This window comes from Mycoplana ramosa, assembly GCF_041930185.1.
GTDB lineage: Bacteria > Pseudomonadota > Alphaproteobacteria > Rhizobiales > Rhizobiaceae > Mycoplana > Mycoplana ramosa.
In genome coordinates this window covers 76,413-98,127 of sequence record NZ_JBHEEW010000008.1, presented here as the reverse complement: position 1 = coordinate 98,127, position 21,715 = coordinate 76,413, and the positions used below count along the sequence as shown (strand labels likewise).

General features: G+C 64.6%; 16 protein-coding genes. 11 read left to right on the top strand and 5 right to left on the bottom strand.

The features are described 5' to 3' along the window. Positions 1-32: 32 nt before the first annotated feature. Positions 33-941, top strand: coding sequence for a LysR family transcriptional regulator (locus tag JNC62_RS12150; protein ID WP_374839073.1), 909 nt, complete (start codon positions 33-35; stop codon positions 939-941). Positions 942-1,057: 116 nt separating this feature from the next. Here the strand turns inward: JNC62_RS12150 and JNC62_RS12145 are convergent, their stop codons facing one another. Then, positions 1,058-1,774, bottom strand: a complete 717-nt coding sequence (locus tag JNC62_RS12145) for a CatB-related O-acetyltransferase (RefSeq protein ID WP_374839071.1) — start codon at positions 1,772-1,774, stop codon at positions 1,058-1,060. Between the two features lie 220 nt (positions 1,775-1,994). Between JNC62_RS12145 and JNC62_RS12140 the strand changes: the two genes are divergently transcribed. The 6 genes from JNC62_RS12140 (at position 1,995) to JNC62_RS12115 (ending at position 8,372) form a co-directional block, all read left to right on the top strand. Next, a complete protein-coding gene (locus JNC62_RS12140; protein WP_374839069.1) occupies positions 1,995-3,155 on the top strand; it encodes an ABC transporter substrate-binding protein in 1,161 nt (386 codons plus the stop codon). Between the two features lie 262 nt (positions 3,156-3,417). Next, positions 3,418-4,416: an ABC transporter ATP-binding protein gene (locus tag JNC62_RS12135; protein ID WP_374839067.1), complete on the top strand. Its 999-nt coding sequence runs from the start codon at positions 3,418-3,420 to the stop codon at positions 4,414-4,416. Further along, entirely contained in the window at positions 4,413-5,363 is a 951-nt protein-coding gene (locus JNC62_RS12130; protein ID WP_374839065.1) for an ABC transporter permease, read from the top strand. The genes JNC62_RS12135 and JNC62_RS12130 overlap by 4 nt, the downstream gene beginning before the upstream one ends. Continuing rightward, the gene (locus JNC62_RS12125; protein ID WP_374839063.1) at positions 5,353-6,165 is read left to right on the top strand and encodes an ABC transporter permease; all 813 of its coding nucleotides are present in this window, start codon (positions 5,353-5,355) and stop codon (positions 6,163-6,165) included. Before JNC62_RS12130 ends, JNC62_RS12125 begins: the two co-directional genes overlap by 11 nt. Positions 6,166-6,197: 32 nt before the next feature. Further along, on the top strand, positions 6,198-7,625 hold the full coding sequence (locus JNC62_RS12120; protein WP_374839061.1) for a gamma-aminobutyraldehyde dehydrogenase: 1,428 nt from the start codon (positions 6,198-6,200) through the stop codon (positions 7,623-7,625). Positions 7,626-7,865: 240 nt separating this feature from the next. Then, positions 7,866-8,372, top strand: coding sequence for a hypothetical protein (locus JNC62_RS12115; protein ID WP_374839059.1), 507 nt, complete (start codon positions 7,866-7,868; stop codon positions 8,370-8,372). Positions 8,373-8,484: 112 nt separating this feature from the next. Here the strand turns inward: JNC62_RS12115 and JNC62_RS12110 are convergent, their stop codons facing one another. Next, positions 8,485-9,063 carry a cysteine hydrolase family protein gene (locus tag JNC62_RS12110; RefSeq protein ID WP_374839057.1) on the bottom strand — a complete coding sequence of 193 codons (579 nt, stop codon included), beginning with the start codon at positions 9,061-9,063 and terminating at the stop codon, positions 8,485-8,487. Positions 9,064-9,185: 122 nt separating this feature from the next. On the opposite strand from JNC62_RS12110, the gene JNC62_RS12105 reads away from it, so the two are divergent. Next, positions 9,186-9,632 carry an Lrp/AsnC family transcriptional regulator gene (locus tag JNC62_RS12105; RefSeq protein WP_374839055.1) on the top strand — a complete coding sequence of 149 codons (447 nt, stop codon included), beginning with the start codon at positions 9,186-9,188 and terminating at the stop codon, positions 9,630-9,632. A gap of 2 nt (positions 9,633-9,634) precedes the next feature. Here JNC62_RS12105 and JNC62_RS12100 read toward each other — a convergent pair whose 3' ends face one another. From JNC62_RS12100 to JNC62_RS12090, 3 genes are all read right to left on the bottom strand, one after another. Beyond that, positions 9,635-11,179 carry a trimethylamine methyltransferase family protein gene (locus tag JNC62_RS12100; protein ID WP_374839053.1) on the bottom strand — a complete coding sequence of 515 codons (1,545 nt, stop codon included), beginning with the start codon at positions 11,177-11,179 and terminating at the stop codon, positions 9,635-9,637. A gap of 216 nt (positions 11,180-11,395) precedes the next feature. Next, the gene (locus JNC62_RS12095) at positions 11,396-13,843 is read right to left on the bottom strand and encodes a GcvT family protein (protein ID WP_374839052.1); all 2,448 of its coding nucleotides are present in this window, start codon (positions 13,841-13,843) and stop codon (positions 11,396-11,398) included. Continuing rightward, a complete protein-coding gene (locus tag JNC62_RS12090; RefSeq protein ID WP_374839051.1) occupies positions 13,840-16,290 on the bottom strand; it encodes a GcvT family protein in 2,451 nt (816 codons plus the stop codon). The genes JNC62_RS12095 and JNC62_RS12090 overlap by 4 nt, the downstream gene beginning before the upstream one ends. A 128-nt stretch (positions 16,291-16,418) precedes the next feature. Between JNC62_RS12090 and JNC62_RS12085 the strand changes: the two genes are divergently transcribed. The 3 genes from JNC62_RS12085 (at position 16,419) to JNC62_RS12075 (ending at position 21,384) form a co-directional block, all read left to right on the top strand. Continuing rightward, on the top strand, positions 16,419-17,267 hold the full coding sequence (locus tag JNC62_RS12085; protein ID WP_374839049.1) for a LysR family transcriptional regulator: 849 nt from the start codon (positions 16,419-16,421) through the stop codon (positions 17,265-17,267). Positions 17,268-17,402: 135 nt separating this feature from the next. Next, positions 17,403-20,687, top strand: coding sequence for an adenylate/guanylate cyclase domain-containing protein (locus tag JNC62_RS12080; RefSeq protein ID WP_374839047.1), 3,285 nt, complete (start codon positions 17,403-17,405; stop codon positions 20,685-20,687). Between the two features lie 16 nt (positions 20,688-20,703). Further along, on the top strand, positions 20,704-21,384 hold the full coding sequence (locus JNC62_RS12075; protein WP_374839046.1) for a redoxin family protein: 681 nt from the start codon (positions 20,704-20,706) through the stop codon (positions 21,382-21,384). Positions 21,385-21,715: the final 331 nt, after the last annotated feature.

Sequence of the window (21,715 nt, the reverse complement as noted above, 5' to 3'; positions counted from 1 at the left end):
CTTCGCCCCTTGCTCGCATATTAACTGCCTCCATGGCCTTTACACTCAGACAGTTGCAGTACTTCGTCGCAGTCGCCGAACAGGGCTCCGTCACACGGGCGGCGCAGATCCTCTCGATTTCGCAATCCTCGATCACCGAGGCGATGAAGGAACTGGAAAACGATCTGGGCGTGGAACTGTTCGAAAGGCACCCGCGCGGCCTGACGACGACGCACAACGGCCACCAGTTTCTGCGCCATGCGACGAAGATACTTGCCAGTGTGTCGGATGCCCGCCGTTCCTTTTCGGACAATCGGACCACGGAGAGGAGCCAGCTCAACCTGGGTGTCACCTCTCTCGTCGCCGGCTATGTGCTGTCTGACCTGCTGGCTCGCTATCGCCGCGCCTTTCCCGGTGTCGAGGTCAGCGCGATCGAGGACAACGGTTCCTATCTCGAGCATCTGCTGATCGGGGGCGAACTGGACGTCGCGGTAATGGTCATCTCCAACCTGCGCGACCGCATGGCCCTGCAGGCCGAGATCATCGAGACCTCGCCCTATCGGCTATGGCTGCCGCTCGGCCATCCGCTGGTCTCGGCCGAGATCATTTCGGTCAGCGACATCGCCAAGGAACCGCTGATCATGCTGACGGTGGATGAAATCGAGGAAAACACCGGCAAGCTGCTGTCGGCGCTCGGTGCGCGCCCCCACGTCGCCTTCCGCACCCGTTCGGTCGAGGCGGTGCGCAGTCTCGTCGCCACGGGTGCGGGGATCGCCCTCCTGCCCGACCTCGTCTACCGTCCCTGGTCGCTGGAAGGCGACCGCATCGAAAGTCGCGACGTCTCCGGCGCCCTGCCGGTCGTGCAAGTCGGCATGGTCTGGCGCAAAGGCTCCAGCCTGCCGCAATCGGCCCGCGATTTCGTCGGCGTGGCGGAGGCGCTGCGAAGCGGGCGCGGACGGTAGACCTGCTGTGGCCGCTGCTGGCACCAGGCGGAGATCCGGCACGCCGCCGCCGTTCGGACGTTGCGCAAAGGCACGGCGATCAAAGCAAATCGGCGCAAGCAAGCCGGCTCGTCCGCTCAGCCATCGGCGTCCCGCGATAGTGCCGCAAAATGTTCGATGAAGGCTTCCGATCTGCCGGTCAGCAGGGCTCGAAGGGATTGAAGGGTAGCATCATCCCAGGACCACCATTGCACCCGGAGCAGAAGAGCGATCTCTTCCGGAGAAAAGCGATATTTGACCACCTGGGCAGGATTGCCGACGGCAATAGCGTAAGGCGGCACGTCCTTGGCCACGACGGCCCCGGCCCCGATCACCGCCCCATGACCGATCGTCACGCCGGACAGGATCAGCGCATTGCGGCCGATCCATACGTCATGACCCACCGTAATCGGTCCCTTGGTCGTCACGTTGCTTTCCGTTGAGCCGAACACCCGTCTCGCAAGCGGAAATGACGAGATCCGGCTCAAGTCGTGATCTGCCATCTGCACGAACACGACATGCTCGGCGACAGAGCAAAAGTCGCCGATATGCACCTGGCACTCGAAGCTCGACCCATGGAAATGCGCCGGGGTCAAGCCGTAGGTATATCGGCCGATCGTGACCCCGTGGGGAAGAGCGGCGGGTTTCTTCCGCAAGCCCAACCGTGTCCTGAGTTTGCGAAATGGCGCCATCGCTTTGCTCCCTCGGCGGCTCGGCGCGCCGAGCCAATGATCTTCGAACGCCGGCACCTGCGGGAAGCGGGCACTGCGGCGGAAATCGACCGCCCAGGATTCGTCGCCAGCAACAATCTCCACGCGGTGTACGGCAAACAGCAGCCTACACCAAAATCGAAAACGAACCCTGGAGTTGATGCAACGACATGGGACGCGGAGCGCGACCCGTTCCGGGCCCACACGATTTCGGAATTTCCGATATCGACTTTCTGTTTAATGAATTTGCGAAAGCGGCAAAAAGGGGGCACCCTTATCCTTGGGAACAATACCGCACGTAAAGCGGACAAACCGGGAGACCAACATGAAGCGATTCCTGCATTCCTGCACCGCGCTTACCCTTTCCTTTGCCTTTGCCACCGCCGCCGTTGCGCAGGAGCCGCTGAAGGAGCTCGGCAAGGGCGAAGGCGAAGTCTCGATCGTCGCCTGGGCCGGCTACATCGAGCGCGGCGAGACCGACAAGAACTATGACTGGGTCACCGAGTTCGAAAAGAACACCGGCTGCAAGGTCTCGGTGAAGACCGCCGCCACCTCGGACGAAATGGTGGCGCTGATGAACGAAGGCGGTTTCGACCTCGTCACCGCCTCGGGCGACGCCTCGTTGCGATTGGTCGCCGGCAAGCGCGTCCAGCCGATCAACACCGACCTGATTCCGAGCTGGAAGACCATCGACGAGCGCCTGCAGAATGCACCGTGGAACACCGTCAATGGCGTTCACTACGGCACGCCCTATCTCTGGGGCCCGAACGTGCTGATGTACAACACCGACGTTTTCAAGAACGAGGCGCCGAAGAGCTGGAACGTCGTGTTCGAGGAAATGACGCTGCCCGACGGCAAGTCGAACAAGGGCCGCATCCAGGCCTATGACGGTCCGATCCACATCGCCGACGCCGCCAACTACCTGATGGCGCACAAGCCGGAACTCGGCATCAAGGACCCCTACGAACTCAATGAAGAGCAGTACAAGGCAGCGCTCGACCTGCTGCGCACCCAGCGCACGCTCGTCGGCCGCTACTGGCACGACGCCATGATCCAGATCGACGACTTCAAGAACGAGGGCGTCGTCGCCTCGGGCTCCTGGCCGTTCCAGGTCAACCTGATGCAGGCGGAAAAGCAGCCGATCGCCTCGACCTTCCCGGAGGAAGGAGTGACGGGCTGGTCGGACACGACGATGCTGCACGCCGACAGCGAGCATCCGAACTGCGCCTACATGTGGATGGAGCATTCGCTGTCGCCGAAGGTCCAGGGTGACGCCGCCGCCTGGTTCGGCGCGGTTCCCTCCGTTCCCGCGGCCTGCAAGGGCAATGCGCTGCTGGGTGACGAGGGCTGCAAGACCAACGGCTTTGAGAACTTCGACAAGATCCGGTTCTGGAAGACGCCGACGTCGAAGTGCGAGAGCCAGGGCGAGTGCGTGCCCTACCACCGCTGGGTGTCCGACTATATCGGCGTGATCGGCGGACGCTGATCGCTGCTTCGCCCCTCCCCTTTGTGGGGAGGGTGGCCCGACAGGGCCGGGAGGGGTTTTCCCTCGCTGAACTACGAGAATTGCCCCTCACCCTGGCCTTCTTCCCGCACGCGGGGAGAAGGAAAGCAAGGGCGTGATCTGCCCCTCGCCCGTAGCGTCCGAGGTTAGACAGCAGCATCGCGGCACCTCACCTTCTCCCGCCAGCCGGGAGAAGGTCGCCGGCAGGCCGGATGAGGGGCGAAACACAGAAATTGGAGCTCCCATGACCGCCGTCCTGTTCGAGAATGTGTCCCGCTATTTCGGTGCCGTGCGCGCCGTCGACTGCGTGGACCTCGCAATCGCCGAGGGCGAATTTTTCGCCATGCTCGGCCCTTCGGGCTCGGGCAAGACCACCTGCCTGCGGCTGATGGCCGGCTTCGAGCAGCCAACCGGTGGCCATATCGAGATCTTCGGCGAGACGGCCGAGGGCGTGCCGCCCTACCGGCGCAACGTCAACACCGTCTTTCAGGATTATGCGCTCTTCCCGCACCTTTCCATCCTGGAAAACGTCGCCTACGGCCTGATGGTCAAGGGCGTTTCCAAAGAGGAGCGGCTGAAGGCGGCGGAGAACGCGCTCGCCATGGTCAAGCTCCCCGGCTACGGCACGCGCCGCCCCGGCCAGCTGTCCGGCGGCCAGCGCCAGCGCGTCGCGCTCGCCCGTGCGCTCGTCAACCGTCCGCGCGTGCTCCTGCTCGACGAGCCGCTCGGTGCGCTGGACCTGAAGCTGCGCGAGCAGATGCAGGAAGAGCTGAAGGCGCTGCAGAAATCGCTCGGCATCACCTTCGTCTTCGTTACCCACGACCAGGGCGAAGCGCTATCGATGGCCGACCGTATCGCTGTGTTCAATGATGGAAAGATCCAGCAGCTCGGCACGCCGGAGGATGTCTACAAGCGCCCGCAGACACGCTTCGTCGCCGACTTCGTCGGCTCGTCAAACGTGCTGGCGCCGAAATTCGTCGAAAGCCTCGGCTATCCCGCGCGCTATGCCAGCCTTCGCCCCGAGGACCTTGCGCTCGGCGAAGACGGCACCGACCGCAAGCGCTTTTCCGGCACCGTCGTCGCCACCAGTTTCCTCGGCGCTTCGAACCGCATCACCGTCGAGACCGCCGGCACCCGGGTCGCCGCCATGATCCCGGCCTCGATCGACGTTCCCTCGCAGGGATCCGATGTCACGTTGTCTTTCGCCGCCGAAGACCTGCACCTGATGGACGAAGCCGCATGAGCGCGATCGCCGAAACACCGATCCTTGCCCGCCGCACGGGCACATTCGGGCGCCTGTCGGACTTTTTCTGGCGCAACCCCAAGCTTTTCCTGCTGCTGATGCTGTCGCCGCCGCTGTTCTGGCTCGGCATCATCTATCTCGGCTCGCTCTTCGCCCTGCTGTTGCAGAGCTTCTTCTCGATCGACGAGTTCTCCGGGCTCGTCAATTACGAGTTCACGCTCGCCACCTACCGGCAACTGCTGATCCCGTCGAATTTCGACATCATCCTGCGCACCATCGTCATGGCGGCGCTGGTGACGCTCGCCTCCGCCCTGATCGCCTTTCCGATCGCCTATTACGCGGCCCGCTACGCCCGCGGCAAATGGAAGGCGATGTTCTATCTCGCGGTCATGCTGCCGCTGTGGTCAAGCTATCTGGTCAAGGTCTATGCCTGGAAGCTGATCCTGGCCAAGGAAGGCATCCTCAACTGGCTGTTTGCCAAGCTGCACCTGACCTGGCTGCTCGACGCCTGGCTGGCGCTGCCGATCGTTGGCGGCAACTCGCTGTCGATCAGCTACACCGGCACCTTCATCGTCTTCGTCTATGTCTGGATGCCGTTCATGATCCTGCCGATCCAGGCGGCGCTGGAGCGCGTGCCCGGCAACCTGATCGAGGCCTCGGCCGATCTCGGCGGCACACCGGCGCAGACGTTCCGCTACGTGCTGTTTCCACTGGCACTTCCCGGCATCATCGCCGGCTCGATCTTCACCTTCTCGCTGACGCTCGGCGACTACATCATCCCGCAGATCATCGGCTCGTCGCGCCTGTTCATCGGCCAGGCCGTTTACGCCCAGCAGGGCACGGCCGGCAACATCCCGCTCGCCGCCGCCTTCACCGTCGTGCCGATCGTCATCATGGGCCTCTATCTCTGGATGGCCAAGAAACAGGGAGCCTTCGATGCGCTCTGATCGTTCCTCCGCACCCCTGAGCCTGAAGATCGCAGCGGCAGCGGGCCTGCTGTTCATGCACCTGCCGATCCTCCTGATCTTCCTCTACGCCTTCACCACCGAGGAGAAGAGCTACCAGTTCCCGCCGCCGGGCCTGACGCTCGAATGGTTCGTGGTGGCCTGGAACAGGCCGGATGTCTGGCAGGCACTCGGGCTGTCCGTCCGGGTGGCGGCGATCGCCACCGCCGTCGCGCTGGTGCTCGGCACGCTCTGCGCCGCAGCCGTCAGCCAGACCCGCTTCTTCGGTCGGGAGACGATCTCGCTGCTGGTCATCCTGCCGATCGCCCTGCCCGGCATCATCACCGGGATCGCGCTGCGCTCGGCCTTCTCGTTTGCCGAGATTCCCTTCTCGTTCTGGACGATCGTGCTCGGCCACGCCACCTTCTGCGTCGTCGTCGTCTACAACAACGCCGTCGCCCGCTTCCGCCGCATCTCCGGCTCGCTGATAGAGGCCTCGATGGACCTCGGCGCCGACGGCTTCCAGACGTTCCGCTACGTGATCCTGCCGAACATCGGCACGGCGCTGCTCGCCGGAGGCATGCTCGCGTTTGCGCTTTCCTTCGACGAGGTGATCGTCACGACGTTTACCGCCGGCCAGCAGCAGACACTGCCGATCTGGATGCTGGAGGAACTGGTGCGGCCGCGCCAGCGTCCGGTCACCAACGTCGTCGCCATGGTGGTGGTGCTCGTCACCTTCCTGCCGATCCTCGCCGCCTACTACCTCACCCGCGAGGGCGACCAGATCGCCGGCGCCGGCAAGTAACAACAGTCTTTAGGACCATGGGAGACCTTGTGATGGACAAGCAGATGCTGATCGGCTCGCGCTTCGAGACCGGCACCGAAACCGAGGAGCACATCCTCAACCCGAAGACCGGCGAGACCGTGGTCGACCTGGCCGAAGCCTCGCACGCCCAAATCGACGCCGCCGTCGATGCCGCCGAAAAGGCCTTCGTCTCCTGGTCGATGACGACGCCCGGCGAACGGTCCGGCTACCTGCTTAAGATCGCCGACGCGATCGAGCGCGACGCCGACGGGTTTGCGGCCCTCGAATCGCTGAACTGCGGCAAGCCGATCAACGCGGTGCGCAATGACGAAATTCCCGCGATCGTCGACTGCTGGCGCTTCTTCGCCGGTGCCATCCGCTCGCTGCACGCCACCGTCGCCGGGGAATACCTGCCGGGGCACACGTCGATGATCCGCCGCGACCCGGTCGGCATCATCGGCTCGATCGCGCCGTGGAACTATCCGCTGATGATGATGGCCTGGAAGCTGGCGCCGGCGATCGCCGGCGGCAACACCGTCGTCTTCAAGCCGTCCGAACAGACGCCGCTGACGGCGCTGAAGATGGCGAAGCTGCTCGCCGACATCCTGCCGGAGGGCGTCGTCAACATCGTGCTCGGCCGCGGCGAGACGGTCGGAAACGCGCTGATCAACCATCCGAAGGTCGCCATGGTCTCGATCACCGGTGACGTCGCTACCGGCAAGAAGGTGCTGGCTGCCGCCTCCAAGACGGTCAAGCGCACGCACCTGGAACTGGGCGGCAAGGCCCCCGTCATCGTCTACAACGACGCCGACCTCGAGGCCGTCGTCAACGGCATCCGTGCCTTCGGCTACTACAATGCCGGCCAGGACTGCACCGCCGCCTGCCGCATCTACGCCGAGGACGGCATCTACGAAAAGTTCGTCGCCGATCTCTCCTCCGCCGTGTCGAGCATCCGCTTCAACCAGGCCGACGACACCGAGAACGAGATCGGGCCGCTGATCTCGAAGCGCCAGCGCGATCGCGTCGCAAGCTTCGTCGAGCGCGCAGCCGACGTGAAGCACATCGAAATCACCACCGGCGGGCGGCCCGGCAGCGACCAGGGCTTCTTCTTCCAGCCGACCGTCGTCGCCGGGGCGACGCAGGAGGACGAAATCGTCCGCCGCGAGGTGTTCGGTCCGGTCGTCTCCGTCACCCGCTTCTCCGGCGAGGAGCAGGCGCTCACCTGGGCCAACGACAGCGACTACGGCCTCGCCTCTTCCGTCTGGACCAAGGACATCTCCAAGGCGATGCGGGCGGCGGCCCGCCTGCAATACGGTTGCACCTGGGTGAACACCCACTTCATGCTTTGCAACGAGATGCCGCATGGCGGCGTCAAGCAGTCCGGCTACGGCAAGGACATGTCGATCTACGCGCTGGAAGACTACACGGTCGTCCGCCACGTCATGATCAACCACGGCTGACCCACCCGGATCGGCCCGGCGGCGAAACCGCAGGGCCGATCCGTCCAGCCCTTTCGCCTCCGTGTCGAAATGTCCGCTTGGCCATGCCAAAGACCGACCGCAATCCTTGGCAGCAGGCGGCGGTTTTCCGCCGTGGGTCTCTCAGGAAACTGAAAAGCGCCTCGAAGTCCGGGGATGAGCAGTTGCACGGGGCTTTTGGCTTCTCGCGCGTCAGGCTATATGAACATCAGGAGGACCTTGATGTTCTGGGCATTCGGCGTCGCAGCAGTCACAATTCTCTACCTTGCAGTGCGCTTCAAGCGCTTCCAGAGTTGGCTCGAGCCTGTCCTGACCATTGTCGTCGCGATCGGCCTCACCGTGGCAATCCTGCTCTGGTTCACCGACAACCGCAGCGTCGCCCCCGAGCCAACGCCGCCGAGAAATGCAATCACCGCTGAAGAGATCGTGCTTTCGGACATGGAGTTCGCAGTCGGTCAGCCGGTGACGAGCTATCGCGTCACCGGGACCATCACCAACAACAGTGCAACCGCGCTGCAGTCCTTCCGCCTCACCGTCGAACTGGAAAACTGTCCCGACGGCGCCTGCACGCCGGTCGGCGCCGACAAGACACTCATCATCGCCCGCGTGCCGCCCGGCCAGAGCCAGCCCTTCACCACCTTCGTCGTGTTCACCGGCAGCGACCTCGTGCCGATCAAGGCGCCACGGTGGTCCTGGTCGATCAGCGACGTGCGGGTACTCGGGCGCTAAAGCATGTCGCGCAAAAGTGTGCAGCGGTTTTGCGAAAACGACATGCGATAAAACAAGGACTTAAAGCGCGGGAAGCGAGTCCGAAGGATCGCGACCCGCTTTAGGTTCCGCGTCAAACCGGCTCGGCGACACCGAGCGCATCTAGCACCTCGACCGTCCGCATCACCGTCGCGAACTCGTAGCGCAGGGTCGCGACGTGGGCGCGATGGATCTCCCGGGCCGGGATCGTTCCGCCGGCCCCGTCGGCCAAGTCGAAGCAGTCGCAGGCATCCTCGACGAGGATGACGCGCAGGCCGAGATTGGCGCCGACCCGCACGCTCGTCGATACGCACATGTCGGTCGAGATGCCGAACAGCACCACCGTATCGATGCCGAGGCGGCGCAGCCGCAGGTCGAGATCCGTGCCGATGAAGGCGGCGTTCACGCTCTTGGTGACCAACGCTTCGCCCGGCCGTGGTCCAAAGCCGGGACGGAAGGCGTTCCCCGGGGCGCCGGGACGAAGCGTCGAATTCGGCTCGACGCTGTCGTGGCGGACATGGATCAGCGGTCGGCCCGCCGCACGCCAGGCCGCAAGCAGCGCGAGGCCGTTCTCGTCGACCTTGTCGTTCCAGCGCCTCGGCCACGGCGCGGCGTCGAAGGCCTTCTGCATGTCGATGGAAATCAGCGCGGCGTTCTGGGGGATTGTCGGCATCAAGCGTCTCCATGGATGGATGGATGTATCGATGGGCGACAATAGTTGCTTATCCGTCCGTTTTCGTGCAGCAAGATGACGGATGACCGGATATTCGTCCGGCAGGAGGGAGATATACCCGGATGAGCGGATTAGACGAGAAGGACCGTCTGCTGATCGCGGCGCTGCGGGCGGACGCCCGCAAGAGCCTGGTCGAACTGGCGCGCGACTGTGGACTTTCACGTAGCGCCGTTCATGAACGGATCCGGCGGCTGGAAGACAGGGGCGTGATCGCCGGCTATACCGTCCGCCTCGGCGCCGACCGGGACCGGCCGGGCGTCGAGGCATTGATTGCCGTCTGCTTCCAGTCGGGGCGAAACTGCGATCATGTCGTGCCACACCTGACGGGCATTCCCAGCGTCGTCACCTGCTGGTCGCTGGCCGGTCCGACCGACCTGATGCTGCTCGTCGAGTGCGCCTCTAATGCGGACCTCGACACCGTGCGCCGCCAGATCGCGACGACGCCCGGTATCGCCACCGTGCAGACGCACGTGTCGCTGCGGACCCACTTCGACCGCCGCGGCGGCTGACGCTAGAAATAGATCTTGAACTTCTCGCGCACCGCCAAATCGGTGACCCGATCGAACAGCGGTCCACCAGCCTCCGAAAGGATCCGGTTCTTGCGTTCGATCGCCTTGGCGATCAGGTCGGGCTTGCCGATCTCGGCCCACTCTTTCGGGCTCGTGCGGTCGGCGACCACCGGATAGACATACTCCGTCTGCATCAGAGACAGCGTCTGCGGATCGCCGAGGTAATGACCGGGCCCGCCCATGCAGACCGAGCGCATCGTCTCGAGCGAAACCGAATCCTCCGTGACGTCGATGCCGCGCACGCAGCGCTGCACCTGGCCCAAAAGGTCGTCGCCGAGCACGAGGCTTTCCAGGCAGAAGCCGAGCAGCGAGGCGTGCATGCCGACGGCCTCGTACACCATGTTGAGGCCGGACAGGCCGGCCATGACGTTGGAGATCGCCTGCTCCCAGCCGGCCTGCATGTCCGGCAGCTTGGAATCGGCGATGCCGGCGGCGGCCCCGCCCGGCAGGCGGTAGAACTGGTGCATCTGCGCGCAGCCGGCCGTCAGCAGCGCCTGTTCGCCGGAACCGCCGGACATGGCGCCGGTGCGCAGGTCGGAGACGAACGGCCAGGTGCCGAAGATCGCCGGATGGCCGGGCGCCATGGCGTTCACATAGACGACGCCCGCCAGGCACTCGGCGACCGCCTGAACGATCGCGGTCGCGAGCGGCGCCGGGGCGGTTGCGCCCGCCTGCCCTGCCGACAGCAGCAGGATCGGCATGCCGGCCCGGATGCAGGCCTCCATGGTGATGCAGCTTTCCTCGGCGAATTTCATCGGCGGTACGACGAAGCAGTTGGAATTCGACACGAACGGCCGCGCCCGCCACTTGTCCTCGCCACCCGCCATCATGTGGATGAGGTCGAAGCAGCCTTCGACATGCGAGGGATCGGAAAAGCTGGTGCCGACATGCTTCGACGTGCCGGCACAGCAGCCGTAAAGGGTGTTGATGTCCATCAGGAAATTGTCGCCCACGTCGCGGCAGACCATTGCCCGCTGGAAGAAATGGATGTTGTCGAGATGATGGACGAGCTGGGCGGCATTGAAGAGATCCTTTGCCGTGGATTCCCGATACTCGCGCTTTTCGACGTCGACGATGTGCACCGCAGCGCCCGCCGTGCCGAAGTAGACGCGGGTGCCGGACAGTTCCATGTCGTACTTCGGGTCACGGCCATAGAGCGTGATGTCGCGCGCGGCGACTGCCAGCATGTCCTCGACCAGAGCGCGCGGAAAGCGGATGCGCCCGTCCTCGCCGAGGATCGCGCCGGCGCCGGTCATGATCTCGATGCCGGATTTCGGCGCATTGGCAAGGCCGATGTTTTCCAAGGCATCCAGCGCCGCCTCATGGATGCGGCGGACGCCCGCCTCCGTCAGCGGCTTGTATTGGCCGCCCGGCAGGCCGGGCCGGACCGGCCGGATGTTTTCCGCCAATGGTGCTGCCCGCATGGCGACGCGGGCGGCGCGACCGCCGGAACGCCTCGATGTCTGTGGTGCTTCGACAATGCTCATCTTTTCCCTCCCGCCCTCAGGCGCCCAGATGTTCCGCACCGCCTGCCCCTCCTCCAAGGATCGGCGTTGCGTGCCGGGGTGAGATTTTCCCCTCCCCGGCCCTCTACTTTTTGGCACTTCCTACCAATCCCTCACGCGTGTGAGGGAGAAGTACTATCACGCGCCGCCTGCCCCCATCCTGGCGGATGACAACGCGGCAGGCGATGGACGATGTGGTTACATCCGCACCCGCGCCGCCTTGGGGTCGTACATCGGCACCAGCGAGGCTTCCGCCTTCACCCGAACGCCGGCGATCTCGATCTCGTAGTTCGACGCCAGCACCTGTTCCTCGCTCTCGCCCGCGCAGGGCACGTACCCCATGCCGATCGCGCCGCCGAGATGGTGGCCGTAATTGCCCGAGGTGATGATCGAGACGATCCTGCCGTCGCGCAGCAGTGCCTCGTTGTGGAAGAGCAGCGGTTCGGGGTCGGTGAGCTTGAACTGCAGCATCCGGCGCTTCAGGCCCTCCTCCTCCTTGCGCAGCACCGCGTCGCGGCCGATGAACTCGCCCTTCTTCGTGCGCACCGCAAAACCGAGGCCGGCCTCAAGCACGTGGTCCTCGTCGGTGATGTCATGGCCGAAATGGCGGAAGGCCTTCTCGATCCGGCAACTGTCGAGCGTGTGCAGGCCGCAGAGTTTCAGGCCGACATCGGCGCCGGCCGCCTCCAGTGTCTCGAAGACATGCGCGGTCTGGTCGGTGGAGACGTAGAGCTCCCAGCCGAGCTCGCCGACATAGGTGACGCGGTGGGCGCGGGCCAGCCCCATGCCGATCTCGACCTGCCGCGCCGAGGCGAAGGGATGGGCCTCGTTGGAAAAGTCGTTCGGACTGACCTTCTGCATCAGCTCGCGCGCCTTCGGCCCCATGACGCAGAGCACGCTTTCCGCCGCCGTCACATCAGTGATGACGACGAACTCGTCGCGAACGTGCTTGCGCAGCCAGGCAAGGTCGCGCTGCAGGGTCGCGCCGGGCACGACGAGGAAGAAGGCGGTCTCGGACAGCCGCGTCACCGTCAGGTCGCTCTCGATGCCGCCGCGATCGTTGAGCATCTGCGTGTAGACGATGCGACCGGGGGCCACGTCCATCTGGTTGGCGCAAAGCCTTTGCAGGAAGGCCAGCGCATCGCGGCCCTCGACGCGGATCTTGCCGAAGGAGGTCATGTCGAACAGGCCGACGCCGTTGCGCACGGCCAGGTGCTCCTCCTTCTGGTTCTCGAACCAGTTCTGCCGCTTCCAGCTGTAGCGGTATTCACGCTCCTGCCCTTCCTTGGCAAACCAGTTGGCGCGCTCCCAGCCGGCCACCTCGCCGAAGACGGCGCCGCGAGCCTTCAGGTGCTCGTGGATCGGCGAACGGCGCACGCCGCGGGCGGTCGCCATCTGGCGGTAGGGGAAATGGTCGGCGTAGAGCAGGCCGAGCGTCTCGGAGACCCGGTCCTTCAGATAGGCGCGGTTCTTCTGGAACGGCTGGGCGCGGCGGATGTCGACTTCCCACAGATCGAAGGGCGGCTCGCCGTCGTTCATCCACTGCGCCAGCGCCATGCCGGCGCCGCCGGACGAGACGATGCCGATGGAATTGTAGCCGGCGGCGACCCAGTAACCCTTCAGTTCCGGCGCCTCGCCGAGATAGTAGCGGTCGTCCGGGGTGAAGCTCTCGGGGCCGTTGAAGAAGGTGTGGATGCCGGCCGTCTCCAGCATCGGCATGCGGTTGATCGCGTTTTCGAGGATCGGCTGGAAGTGATCGAAATCCTCCGGCAACTGGTCGAAGCAGAAGTCCTCGCTGATGCCATCCATGCCCCAGGGCTTGGCCTTCAGCTCGAAGGCGCCGATCAGCATCTTGCCGGCGTCTTCCTTGTAGTAGGTGCACTCGTCCGGCACGCGCAGAACCGGCAACCGCTGCAGGTTCGGGATCGGCTCGGTGACAATGTAGAAATGCTCGCAGGCGTGCAGCGGCAGCGTCACGCCCGACATGTCGGCGAGCGTCCGCCCCCACATGCCGGCGGCGTTGACGACGTTTTCCGTCTCGATGGTGAACGTCTCGCCGTTCTGCTCGCAGGTCACCCCGGTGACGCGGCCATCCTTCGTCAGAACGGAGGTGACCTTGACACCCTCGATGACCGTCGCGCCGTTCTGGCGCGCGCCCTTGGCCAGCGCCATTGCGATGTTGGCCGGGTCGCACTGGCCGTCAAGCGGCAGGTGCACGGCGGCCTTCACGTCCGCCGTATTGAGGTGCGGATACATCGCCTTCACCTCGTCGACGGAAATTTCGCGCACGTCGACGTCGAACGCGCGCGCCAGCGAAGCCTGGCGATAGATCTCCTCCTTGCGCTCCTCCGTCAGCGCCACCGTCATCGAGCCGCACTGGCGCATGCCGGTGCCGATGCCGGTCTCGGCCTCAAGCTTGACGTAGAGATCGGCCGAGTACTTCGCCAGCCGCGTCATGTTCTGCGAGGCGCGCAGCTGGCCGATCAGACCGGCCGCATGCCAGGTCGTGCCGCAGGTCAACTGCTTGCGTTCGAGCAGCACCACGTCCGTCCAGCCGAGCTTGGCGAGGTGATAGGCCACCGAACAGCCGGAGACGCCGCCGCCGATGATCACGGCTCTCGCCTTGGAGGGAATGGTCTTGCTCATGCACGCAGTCTTTCATTGTTGGGATCATAGAGTGGTCCGTCCGGCTGGACGGTAGCCTTGAAGCGGTCGCCGTAGATCTCGACCTCGATTTCCGTGCCCGGCTCGGCGAGGTCGGCACGCAGCACGCCAAGCGCGATCGACTTGCCGGTGCGATAGCCCCAGTTGCCGGAGGTGGTCTCGCCGACCACCTTGCCGCCGTGCCAGAGGGTAGACATGTAGGGCGCGTCGCATTCACCGGCCTCGACCGTCAAAAGCACGAAGCGCTTGGAAACACCCTGCTGCTTTTCGCGCTCCAGCGCCGCCTTGCCCTTGAAGGCGGGCTTGCCCCAGTCGACGAAGCGCTCGAGGCCACCCTGCAGGATCGTGTAGTCGGTCGAAAGGTCGCCCTTCCAGGCGCGATAGCCCTTCTCGATGCGCAAGCTGTCCAGCGCCTCCATGCCGAACGGCTTCAGCCCGTGCTTCTGGCCGGCCGCCCAGACGGCGTCGAAGACCGCCGCGGTGTCCTCGACCTTGGTGTGGATTTCCCAGCCGAGCTCGCCCGCGAAGGACACCCGCACCAGCTGGCACCAGCGGCCGGCGACCTGGCAGCTCTGGTGCGTCAGCCAGCCCTTCTGCAGGTCGGCCTCGCAGACCTCGGCGAGAATCGCCCGGGAATTGGGGCCCGACAGGATCTGGCAGGAGAAGTTGTCGGTGACGTCCTCGATCGTGAAGGCGGCATCCTTGGGCAGATGTTTCTTCAGCCACTCGAAATCGTGCCATTGCGCCGTCGCCGCGGTGATCAGGAAGAAGAAGTCCTCGTCCAGCATCATCACCGACATTTCCGTAACGATGCGGCCCTTGTCGTCGGCGAAATAGGCAAGCCCGATGCGGCCGGGCTTCGGCAGCTTTCCGGTGGTGAGCGTCGACAGCCACGCCGTCGCGCCATCGCCTTTGACGCGGAAGCGGGAAAAGCCGGGAAGGTCGAGGATGCCGGCGGTCTCATGCACCGCGCGGCATTCCTCCTCGATGCGCGGCCGCCACGGGCCTTCGCGGTTCCAGGTCTGCGTCGCCTGTTCGGAGGTGTCGTCACCGGGCTTGGCATACCAGTTGGCGCGTTCCCAGCCGTTGTAGGGCTTGAACTGGGCGCCAAGCGCCTTGATGCGGTCGTGGATCGGCGAAAGCTTTTTATCGCGCCCGGCCGGCCAGGCATGCTTCGGGAAATGCATCGCGTATTCGTGGCCGTAGATCTCCATGCCCTTGGCGATGCAGTAGTCCTGGTCCGATGCGAAGCTCGTGTAGCGGCGCGGGTCGCACGACCACATGTCCCATTCGGTCTCGCCTTCGGTGATCCACTCGGCCAAGACTTTGCCGGCGCCGCCCGCCTGGCAGATGCCGAAGGTGAAGACGCAGGCCTCGAAGGCGTTCGGCACGCCCGGCATCGGCCCGATCAGCGGGTTGCCGTCCGGCGCATAGGGGATCGGCCCGTTGATCATGCGCGATAGCCCCGCGGTGCCGAGGATCGGCACGCGCTCGCAGGCGTCGTTCAGGTACCATTCCAGCCGGTCGAGATCGTCCGGGAAGAGCTGGAAGGAGAAATCGTCCGGCATCGGATCGTCCGGCGTCGTCCAGTGCGCCTTGCAGTTCCGCTCGTAGGGGCCGAGGTTCATGCCGTTCTTTTCCTGGCGCAGGTAGTACGAGCTGTCGACGTCGCGCAGTAGCGGGAGCTTGTGGCCGGCCTCCTTCGACCAGGCGGCAAGTTCCGGGATTTCCTCGAACAGGATGTACTGGTGGCTCATCACCATCATCGGCACGTCGCGGCCGAACCATTTGCCGACCTCGCGGGCATAGTAGCCGGCGGCGTTGACGACATATTCGCAGCGGATCTCGCCCTGCGGCGTGGCGATCACCCACTCCTCGTTCTCGCGGCGGGCGCCCGTCGCCGGACAGAAGCGGAAGATCTTCGCGCCCATGTCGCGCGCGCCCTTCGCCAGCGCCTGCGTCAGCTGCGCCGGGTCGATGTCGCCGTCATTGGGATCGTAGAGCGCACCGGTCAGGTCGTGCGTCTCGGCGAAGGGATAGCGGGACTTGATCTCCTCCGGCGACAGGATGTCGAGATCCATGCCCTGGTAGCGGCCCATGCCGACGACGCGCTTGAACTCCTGCAAACGCTCCTTGGAGTGGCCGAGGCGGATCGAGCCGGTGACGTGGTAGTTCATGGGGTAGTCGACGAGCGCGCCGAGCTCGCGGTAGAGCGAAGCGGAATAGCGCTGCATGTTCATGATCGACCAGGATGCGGAGAAGGTCGGCACGTTGCCGGCCGCGTGCCAGGTCGAACCGGCCGTCAGCTCGTTCTTCTCCAGAAGCACGCAATCCGTCCACCCGGCCTTCGCCAGATGATAGAGCGCGGACGCGCCGACGGCACCTCCGCCGATGATGACGACACGGGCATGGCTTGGCAGTCCGGACATTCTAGCTCCCCTTCTTTGACCCGGATTAGTGGCAACCAAAGCGCGCCGCGGCAAGCGGGCAAATTTGCTTTATTAATTGACATTATCGATTACAGTTTCGCCAAACCCAAAAGATTTACGGCGTATTCATGCAAATTGTCCTGATTGAGACATTCCTCGACCTGATGGAAACGCGAAATTTCAACCGCACCGCGGAGCGGCTGAACATCACGCAATCCACGGTCACGCACCGCATCAATGCACTGGAGGCAATCTTCGCCCGCAAGCTGTTCGCGCGAAACAAGGGCGGTACGCAGCCAACTGCGGCGGGCCTGCGCTTCCTCGATCACGCCAAGGCGCTCCAGCACCAATGGCACGAGGCGACGCGCGCGGTGGAGACGGCCGGCGCCTACGAGCGCTCGATGCGCATCGGCCTGCAGCACGATCTCGCCGCGCACTACGCCGGCGACTGGCTGACGGCGGTCCGCAGGGAACTGCCGGGCACCTCGATCTATCTGGAGGTCGACTATTCCAACCAGATGAACCGCGACCTCGGCGCCGGCGCGCTCGATCTGGCGATCCTGTTCACGCCGCACTACCTGCCGGACCTGCACTATGAGCGCATCGGCGAGGTGCAATACGAGATGGTGAGCAACAAGGTGATACGGCTCGAAGATGTCCGGCCGGAAGACTATATCCAGGCGGTCTATTCCCCCGCCTTCGACCGCCTGCACCGGCAGGCCTATCCGCATCTGTCGACGGCGCCGATCGCCAGCGGCGAGACCACGGCGATCATCGCCCTCATGACCAAGCTCGGCGGCTCCGCCTTCGTCATCGAAGCGGACGCGCGCCGCCTGCTGCGCACCGGCGCGGTCAACCGTGTGTCAGGTGCCGATCCGATCTGGCAGACGGTGTACGCCGCCGTCAACGTCCGCACCCGCCATGCCCACCAGCACCGGCGCATCACCAGCTTGATGCAGGCCCTGCTGAACGGCTGACGGCCCCTTTTGCGGAACGCCCGGAGCACCCTCGACAGCGCATTGTCATGGCAGAGCTTCGGGTGCATGATCCGCCATCTGTCGGATACGCCGCCATTGCGAGTGGTGTCCGACAGTTCGTGAGGCATGGGTCGGATGAACTGCACCGCCTGCGGTTTTGCAGTCGAAAGTGGCTTCGCCTTCTGTCCGAAGTGCGGAACGCCGCAACCGCGGGCTTGCGTCGCCTGCGGATATCCGTGCCCGGCGGACTTCGCCTTCTGTCCGAAATGCGGAGCCGCCCTCTCGGGGCAGTCAGGCTCCTTGCCGCGGCAACCGGCCCCGCCCGATCGAGCCCGCCCGCCGCAGCCGTCGGTGTCTTCCGCCACCAGCCCATCGGTGGAGCCGCGCGCAGAAATGGAAGCGGACCGACGCATTGTCACCGCGCTGTTTGCCGATCTCTGCGGCTACACGACGCTGGGCGAACGGATCGACCCGGAATTGCTGCAGACGCTGCAGAACGAGATTTTCGAGGAGCTCAGCGCGGCTGTTGCCACGCATGGCGGCTACGTTGACAAGTTTATCGGTGACGCCCTGCTTGCTCTCTTCGGCGCGCCTGTCGCGCACGAAAAGGACCCAGAGCGGGCGCTGGAAGCGGCGCTCGACATGCAGCAACGAATGGCGCGGATCGAGGAGCGCTGGCGGACAAGCCTCGGCCAGCCGCTGACGATCCATATCGGGGTGAACACCGGCCCGGTCGTTACCGGCGTCGTCGGCGCCGGCGGCGGCAAGTCCTATTCGGTCACCGGTGACACCGTGAACACCGCCCAGCGCCTGCAGGCGATGGCGGGACCTGGCGAAATCCTGGTCGGCACCGTCACGCGCCGGCTGACCCAGCACGCCTTCTCCTTTGCCTCCCTCGGCACCCTGCCGTTGCGCGGCAAGGCCGGGGAAACGCCGGTGTACCGGCTGGAGGGATCGGTTGCCGCAGCACCGACGGCGCGCGGGCTCGGCGGCTTTGGAATCGACCTTCCGATGATCGGCCGCGACGGCGAGCTGGCAAGCTTGTTGCGCTGCCTCGATGCGGTTCGCTATGGGGCCACCCAACTCGTGCGCGTCGCGGGCGACGCCGGCATTGGAAAGACCCGCCTCGTCGAAGCTTTCCTCGACCGAGTTCGGGCCGATCCGGATCTGGCCGGCATCACCATCCGCCAGACGGCCTGCTCCTCGTTGGGCGAACCGTCCTACGGGACGCTCTCAGCCACGCTGCGTTGCGCCTATCAGATCGACGCCATGGACAATCTCGACAGTTCCCGCGCCCTGCTGCACACCGGATTGACGAGCCTTGGCCTGCCCACGGACGCAATCGAGCGGCTTGAACCTTTCTTCCTGTTCGTCCTAGGCTTCGGCGATCCCGACGGCGCGCTGCGGCATCTGGAACCCGACCAGTTGCGTCGGCAGATTTTCCATGCGTTCCGCACGCTGTTCGATCGCCGCATGGAGCAGTCGCCGCTGCTGCTTGTCATCGAGGACCTCCATTGGGCCGATCGCGTTTCCCTGGAAGCCCTGCGCTTCATCATGGACCGGATCGAGGGCCGCCGGCTGATGCTGCTCGTGACCCATCGGCCAGGCTTCGAAACGGAGGTGCTCAGTTCGGCGCGCGCCAGCCAGACGACGCTGCGGCTTGATCTTTTGTCCGATCATGACGTCGGATCGCTGCTGTCCGGCGCTTTCGGTGAAGATGGGCTGCCGGCCGGGCTTCGGGACAGGATCATCTACCGCGCCGAAGGCAATCCGTTCTTCCTGGAGGAGATCCTGCGCACCTTGATCGAGACCGGCGCCATTTGGCGCAGCGAAGATCGCTGGACGGTCGCCTCGGGCGCGGAGGAGACCGAAACACCGCTCGGCATCCAGGCGATGATGCTCGCCCGCATCGACCGCCTTTCCCCGGATGCACGGCGGCTCGCTCAGGCCGCATCGGTCATCGGTCACCGCTTCGACAGTTCGCTCCTGAGCGTCCTGCCGATCAATGTCACCAGCATCGAGGACAACCTTCAGCGGCTGTGCGAGGCAGACATCATCGAGGAAGTGGCGGACATTCGTGCGCAGGGGCCGCCGCGATACGCCTTCCGCCAGAAGCTGTTGCACGAGGTCGTTTACGACAATCTTCTGCTGCGTCGCCGCACCGAGTTGCACGGTGCAATCGGCCAACTGCTCGAGCGGCGCTATGGCGAGACGCCGGAGCACCTGGAGCAACTGATCGAACTCGGCCATCATTTCTCCGCCTCGTCCGACAAATCCAGAGGCGCCCGATACCTGACGGCGGCGGGAGACCTGGCACGCGCGGCCTACGCAAACGAGGATGCGCTGCGCTTCTATGCGCGCGCGCTTGGCGCAGCCGAGGCAGCCGGTGGCGACGCCTGGCGCGCTCCCAGCGAGCGGTATGCGGACCTGTGCAATCTGACCGGGCGCAGGGAGGAGGCGCGAAGCCGATACGACGCGCTGTTCGAGGCCTGCCGTGACGGCGATGATATTTCCGGCGCGGCACGCATCCTCCGCAAGCTTGGCAATCTCGCCTTCGATTCCGGCGAGCGGGACAGGGCAACCGCCTGCTTCACGCAAGCTGCCGAATTGCTGGAAGGCATCGATGCACCGATCGAACTCGCCCACCTGATGCAGCGGCAGGGCCATCTGGCATTCCGCACCGGCGATTGGGAAATGGCGGTGCAGTGGGCCGAGCGTGCGTTGGAATGCGCAAACCATCTTCCGACAGGGACAGATGCCGCGGGCAAGGCGGAGATTGCCCTGGTCATCGCCCGGGCGTTCAACACCAAGGGCGTGGCGCTGGCACGCATGCATCGGACCGGCGAAGCCGTCCGGATGGTGGAACGCAGCGTAGAGGTGGCGCTGGCCGCTAATCACCTCAACACGGCCTGCCGCGGCTACACCAATCTTGGCGTACTCTACACGACGATCAATCCGGGGCTTGCGATCGAGGTCTGCAAGCGCGGCTATGAGATGGCGAAGAGGATTGGCGATCTTGGACATCAGGCCCGCCTGCTGACCAATCTCGCTGTCGCCTATTGCACCTTCACCGACAGATGCATGCAGGACGGGCTGCCGGCCGTCGAAGAGGCGATCGCGATCAATCGGGCGCTCGGCCAGCGCGACCATTTGCCGGTGTCGCTGCTGGTGCTCGGACAGATCCGGCAGTGTCACGGTGCAGCGAAGGCGGCACGCGAAAATTATATCGAAGCGCTCGAGCTCGTCCGCGACAGCGCGGAGGCACAGCTGCTCTTTCCGTGCTATGATGGCCTTGCGACGCTGTGTCTCGACATGAACGAACTGGGCGAGGCAGAGCGCTATTTCGAGCTGGCTCAGGGGGTCTGCGCCAAACATGGTCTCGACCCCGAAGCGCTGATCGTCCTGCCTTTTCTCGACTAGCCGGAGGAGCATACCAATGGCAGAGCATGCAATGGAACGGCTGCTAAAACCGGGAGATCGCGCGCCGAACGTGGTCCTTGACGCGATCAATCACGGTGGCAAGGTGGCAATCGACGACTTTCGCGGCCAATCGCCCGTCCTGGTCGGCCTCTATCGGGGGCTTCAGTGCCCCTTCTGCCGCCGCCATATCGCGGCGTCCGCCCTGCTTGCCTCGGCATTGCGCGAGAAGGGCATCGACAGCCTCACGGTCGTCAACACGCCGATCGAGCGGGCGCGCCTCTATTTTCGCTATCACCCCATGCCCGGGATCATCACCGCCTCCGATCCGGAGAATGTCGCGCACAGGGCCTTCGGCCTGCCGAACCTCCAATTCACCGAGAATGAGGACGAATGGCCGTACAAGGTCTCCATGCCGACCGTGATGGCGATGCGCATCGACATGCCGGGGGAACTGCCAGAGCCGATGGGCTGTCTTGACGCCGCAGCCTACCTGAACAACAAGGATGGCTACGAGATGACGCCGGCCGATCAGCAGACGGATGAAAAATATGGCGGCCAGCTCGTCGGCGAGTTCCTGCTTGACCGCGACGGCATCGTGCGCTGGTCCTTCACCGAGGTCGAAGGCGGCGGCAGCAACATGTTTGCCATCCCCAAGGCAGACGATGTGATGTCGGTTGCCTCTCAGCTTAGCCATTGACGGTGTCAGTGACAGCACCGCCGTTGCGATTCCGGCACGGCAGTGCCATCCCATTCACCGCCGCTGCATAGGGCATGCAAGACAGCATCAGAACGCCGCAGGTCTGATCGCGTGGACGACGGTCCAGCGCGCCCGGCGGACAATTTAGCGAGAGCATAACCCTCACGTTCGCTGGTGATGCCTGCAGAATGCAATCGGCGGGACCGACGATGCCGCCAATCGTTCAGTGAAATGCCCCCGACGGGCGTACCTCACCGAGAGTTGAATGCGCCTGCGGATCGGTCGAAACAGGCCTGTGTGCTAGGATTTGACTGGTAACGATTGCCTAGCG

Excerpts from the sequence above, each read along its gene's own strand:
- JNC62_RS12150 (WP_374839073.1), top strand. The coding sequence starts at position 33 with ATGGCCTTTACACTCAGACAGTTGCAGTACTTCGTCGCAGTCGCCGAA.
- JNC62_RS12140 (WP_374839069.1), top strand. The coding sequence starts at position 1,995 with ATGAAGCGATTCCTGCATTCCTGCACCGCGCTTACCCTTTCCTTTGCC.
- JNC62_RS12135 (WP_374839067.1), top strand. The coding sequence starts at position 3,418 with ATGACCGCCGTCCTGTTCGAGAATGTGTCCCGCTATTTCGGTGCCGTG.
- JNC62_RS12130 (WP_374839065.1), top strand. The coding sequence starts at position 4,413 with ATGAGCGCGATCGCCGAAACACCGATCCTTGCCCGCCGCACGGGCACA.
- JNC62_RS12125 (WP_374839063.1), top strand. The coding sequence starts at position 5,353 with ATGCGCTCTGATCGTTCCTCCGCACCCCTGAGCCTGAAGATCGCAGCG.
- JNC62_RS12120 (WP_374839061.1), top strand. The coding sequence starts at position 6,198 with ATGGACAAGCAGATGCTGATCGGCTCGCGCTTCGAGACCGGCACCGAA.
- JNC62_RS12115 (WP_374839059.1), top strand. The coding sequence starts at position 7,866 with ATGTTCTGGGCATTCGGCGTCGCAGCAGTCACAATTCTCTACCTTGCA.
- JNC62_RS12110 (WP_374839057.1), bottom strand. The coding sequence starts at position 9,063 with ATGCCGACAATCCCCCAGAACGCCGCGCTGATTTCCATCGACATGCAG.
- JNC62_RS12105 (WP_374839055.1), top strand. The coding sequence starts at position 9,186 with ATGAGCGGATTAGACGAGAAGGACCGTCTGCTGATCGCGGCGCTGCGG.
- JNC62_RS12100 (WP_374839053.1), bottom strand. The coding sequence starts at position 11,179 with ATGAGCATTGTCGAAGCACCACAGACATCGAGGCGTTCCGGCGGTCGC.
- JNC62_RS12095 (WP_374839052.1), bottom strand. The coding sequence starts at position 13,843 with ATGAGCAAGACCATTCCCTCCAAGGCGAGAGCCGTGATCATCGGCGGC.
- JNC62_RS12090 (WP_374839051.1), bottom strand. The coding sequence starts at position 16,290 with ATGTCCGGACTGCCAAGCCATGCCCGTGTCGTCATCATCGGCGGAGGT.
- JNC62_RS12085 (WP_374839049.1), top strand. The coding sequence starts at position 16,419 with ATGCAAATTGTCCTGATTGAGACATTCCTCGACCTGATGGAAACGCGA.
- JNC62_RS12080 (WP_374839047.1), top strand. The coding sequence starts at position 17,403 with ATGAACTGCACCGCCTGCGGTTTTGCAGTCGAAAGTGGCTTCGCCTTC.
- JNC62_RS12075 (WP_374839046.1), top strand. The coding sequence starts at position 20,704 with ATGGCAGAGCATGCAATGGAACGGCTGCTAAAACCGGGAGATCGCGCG.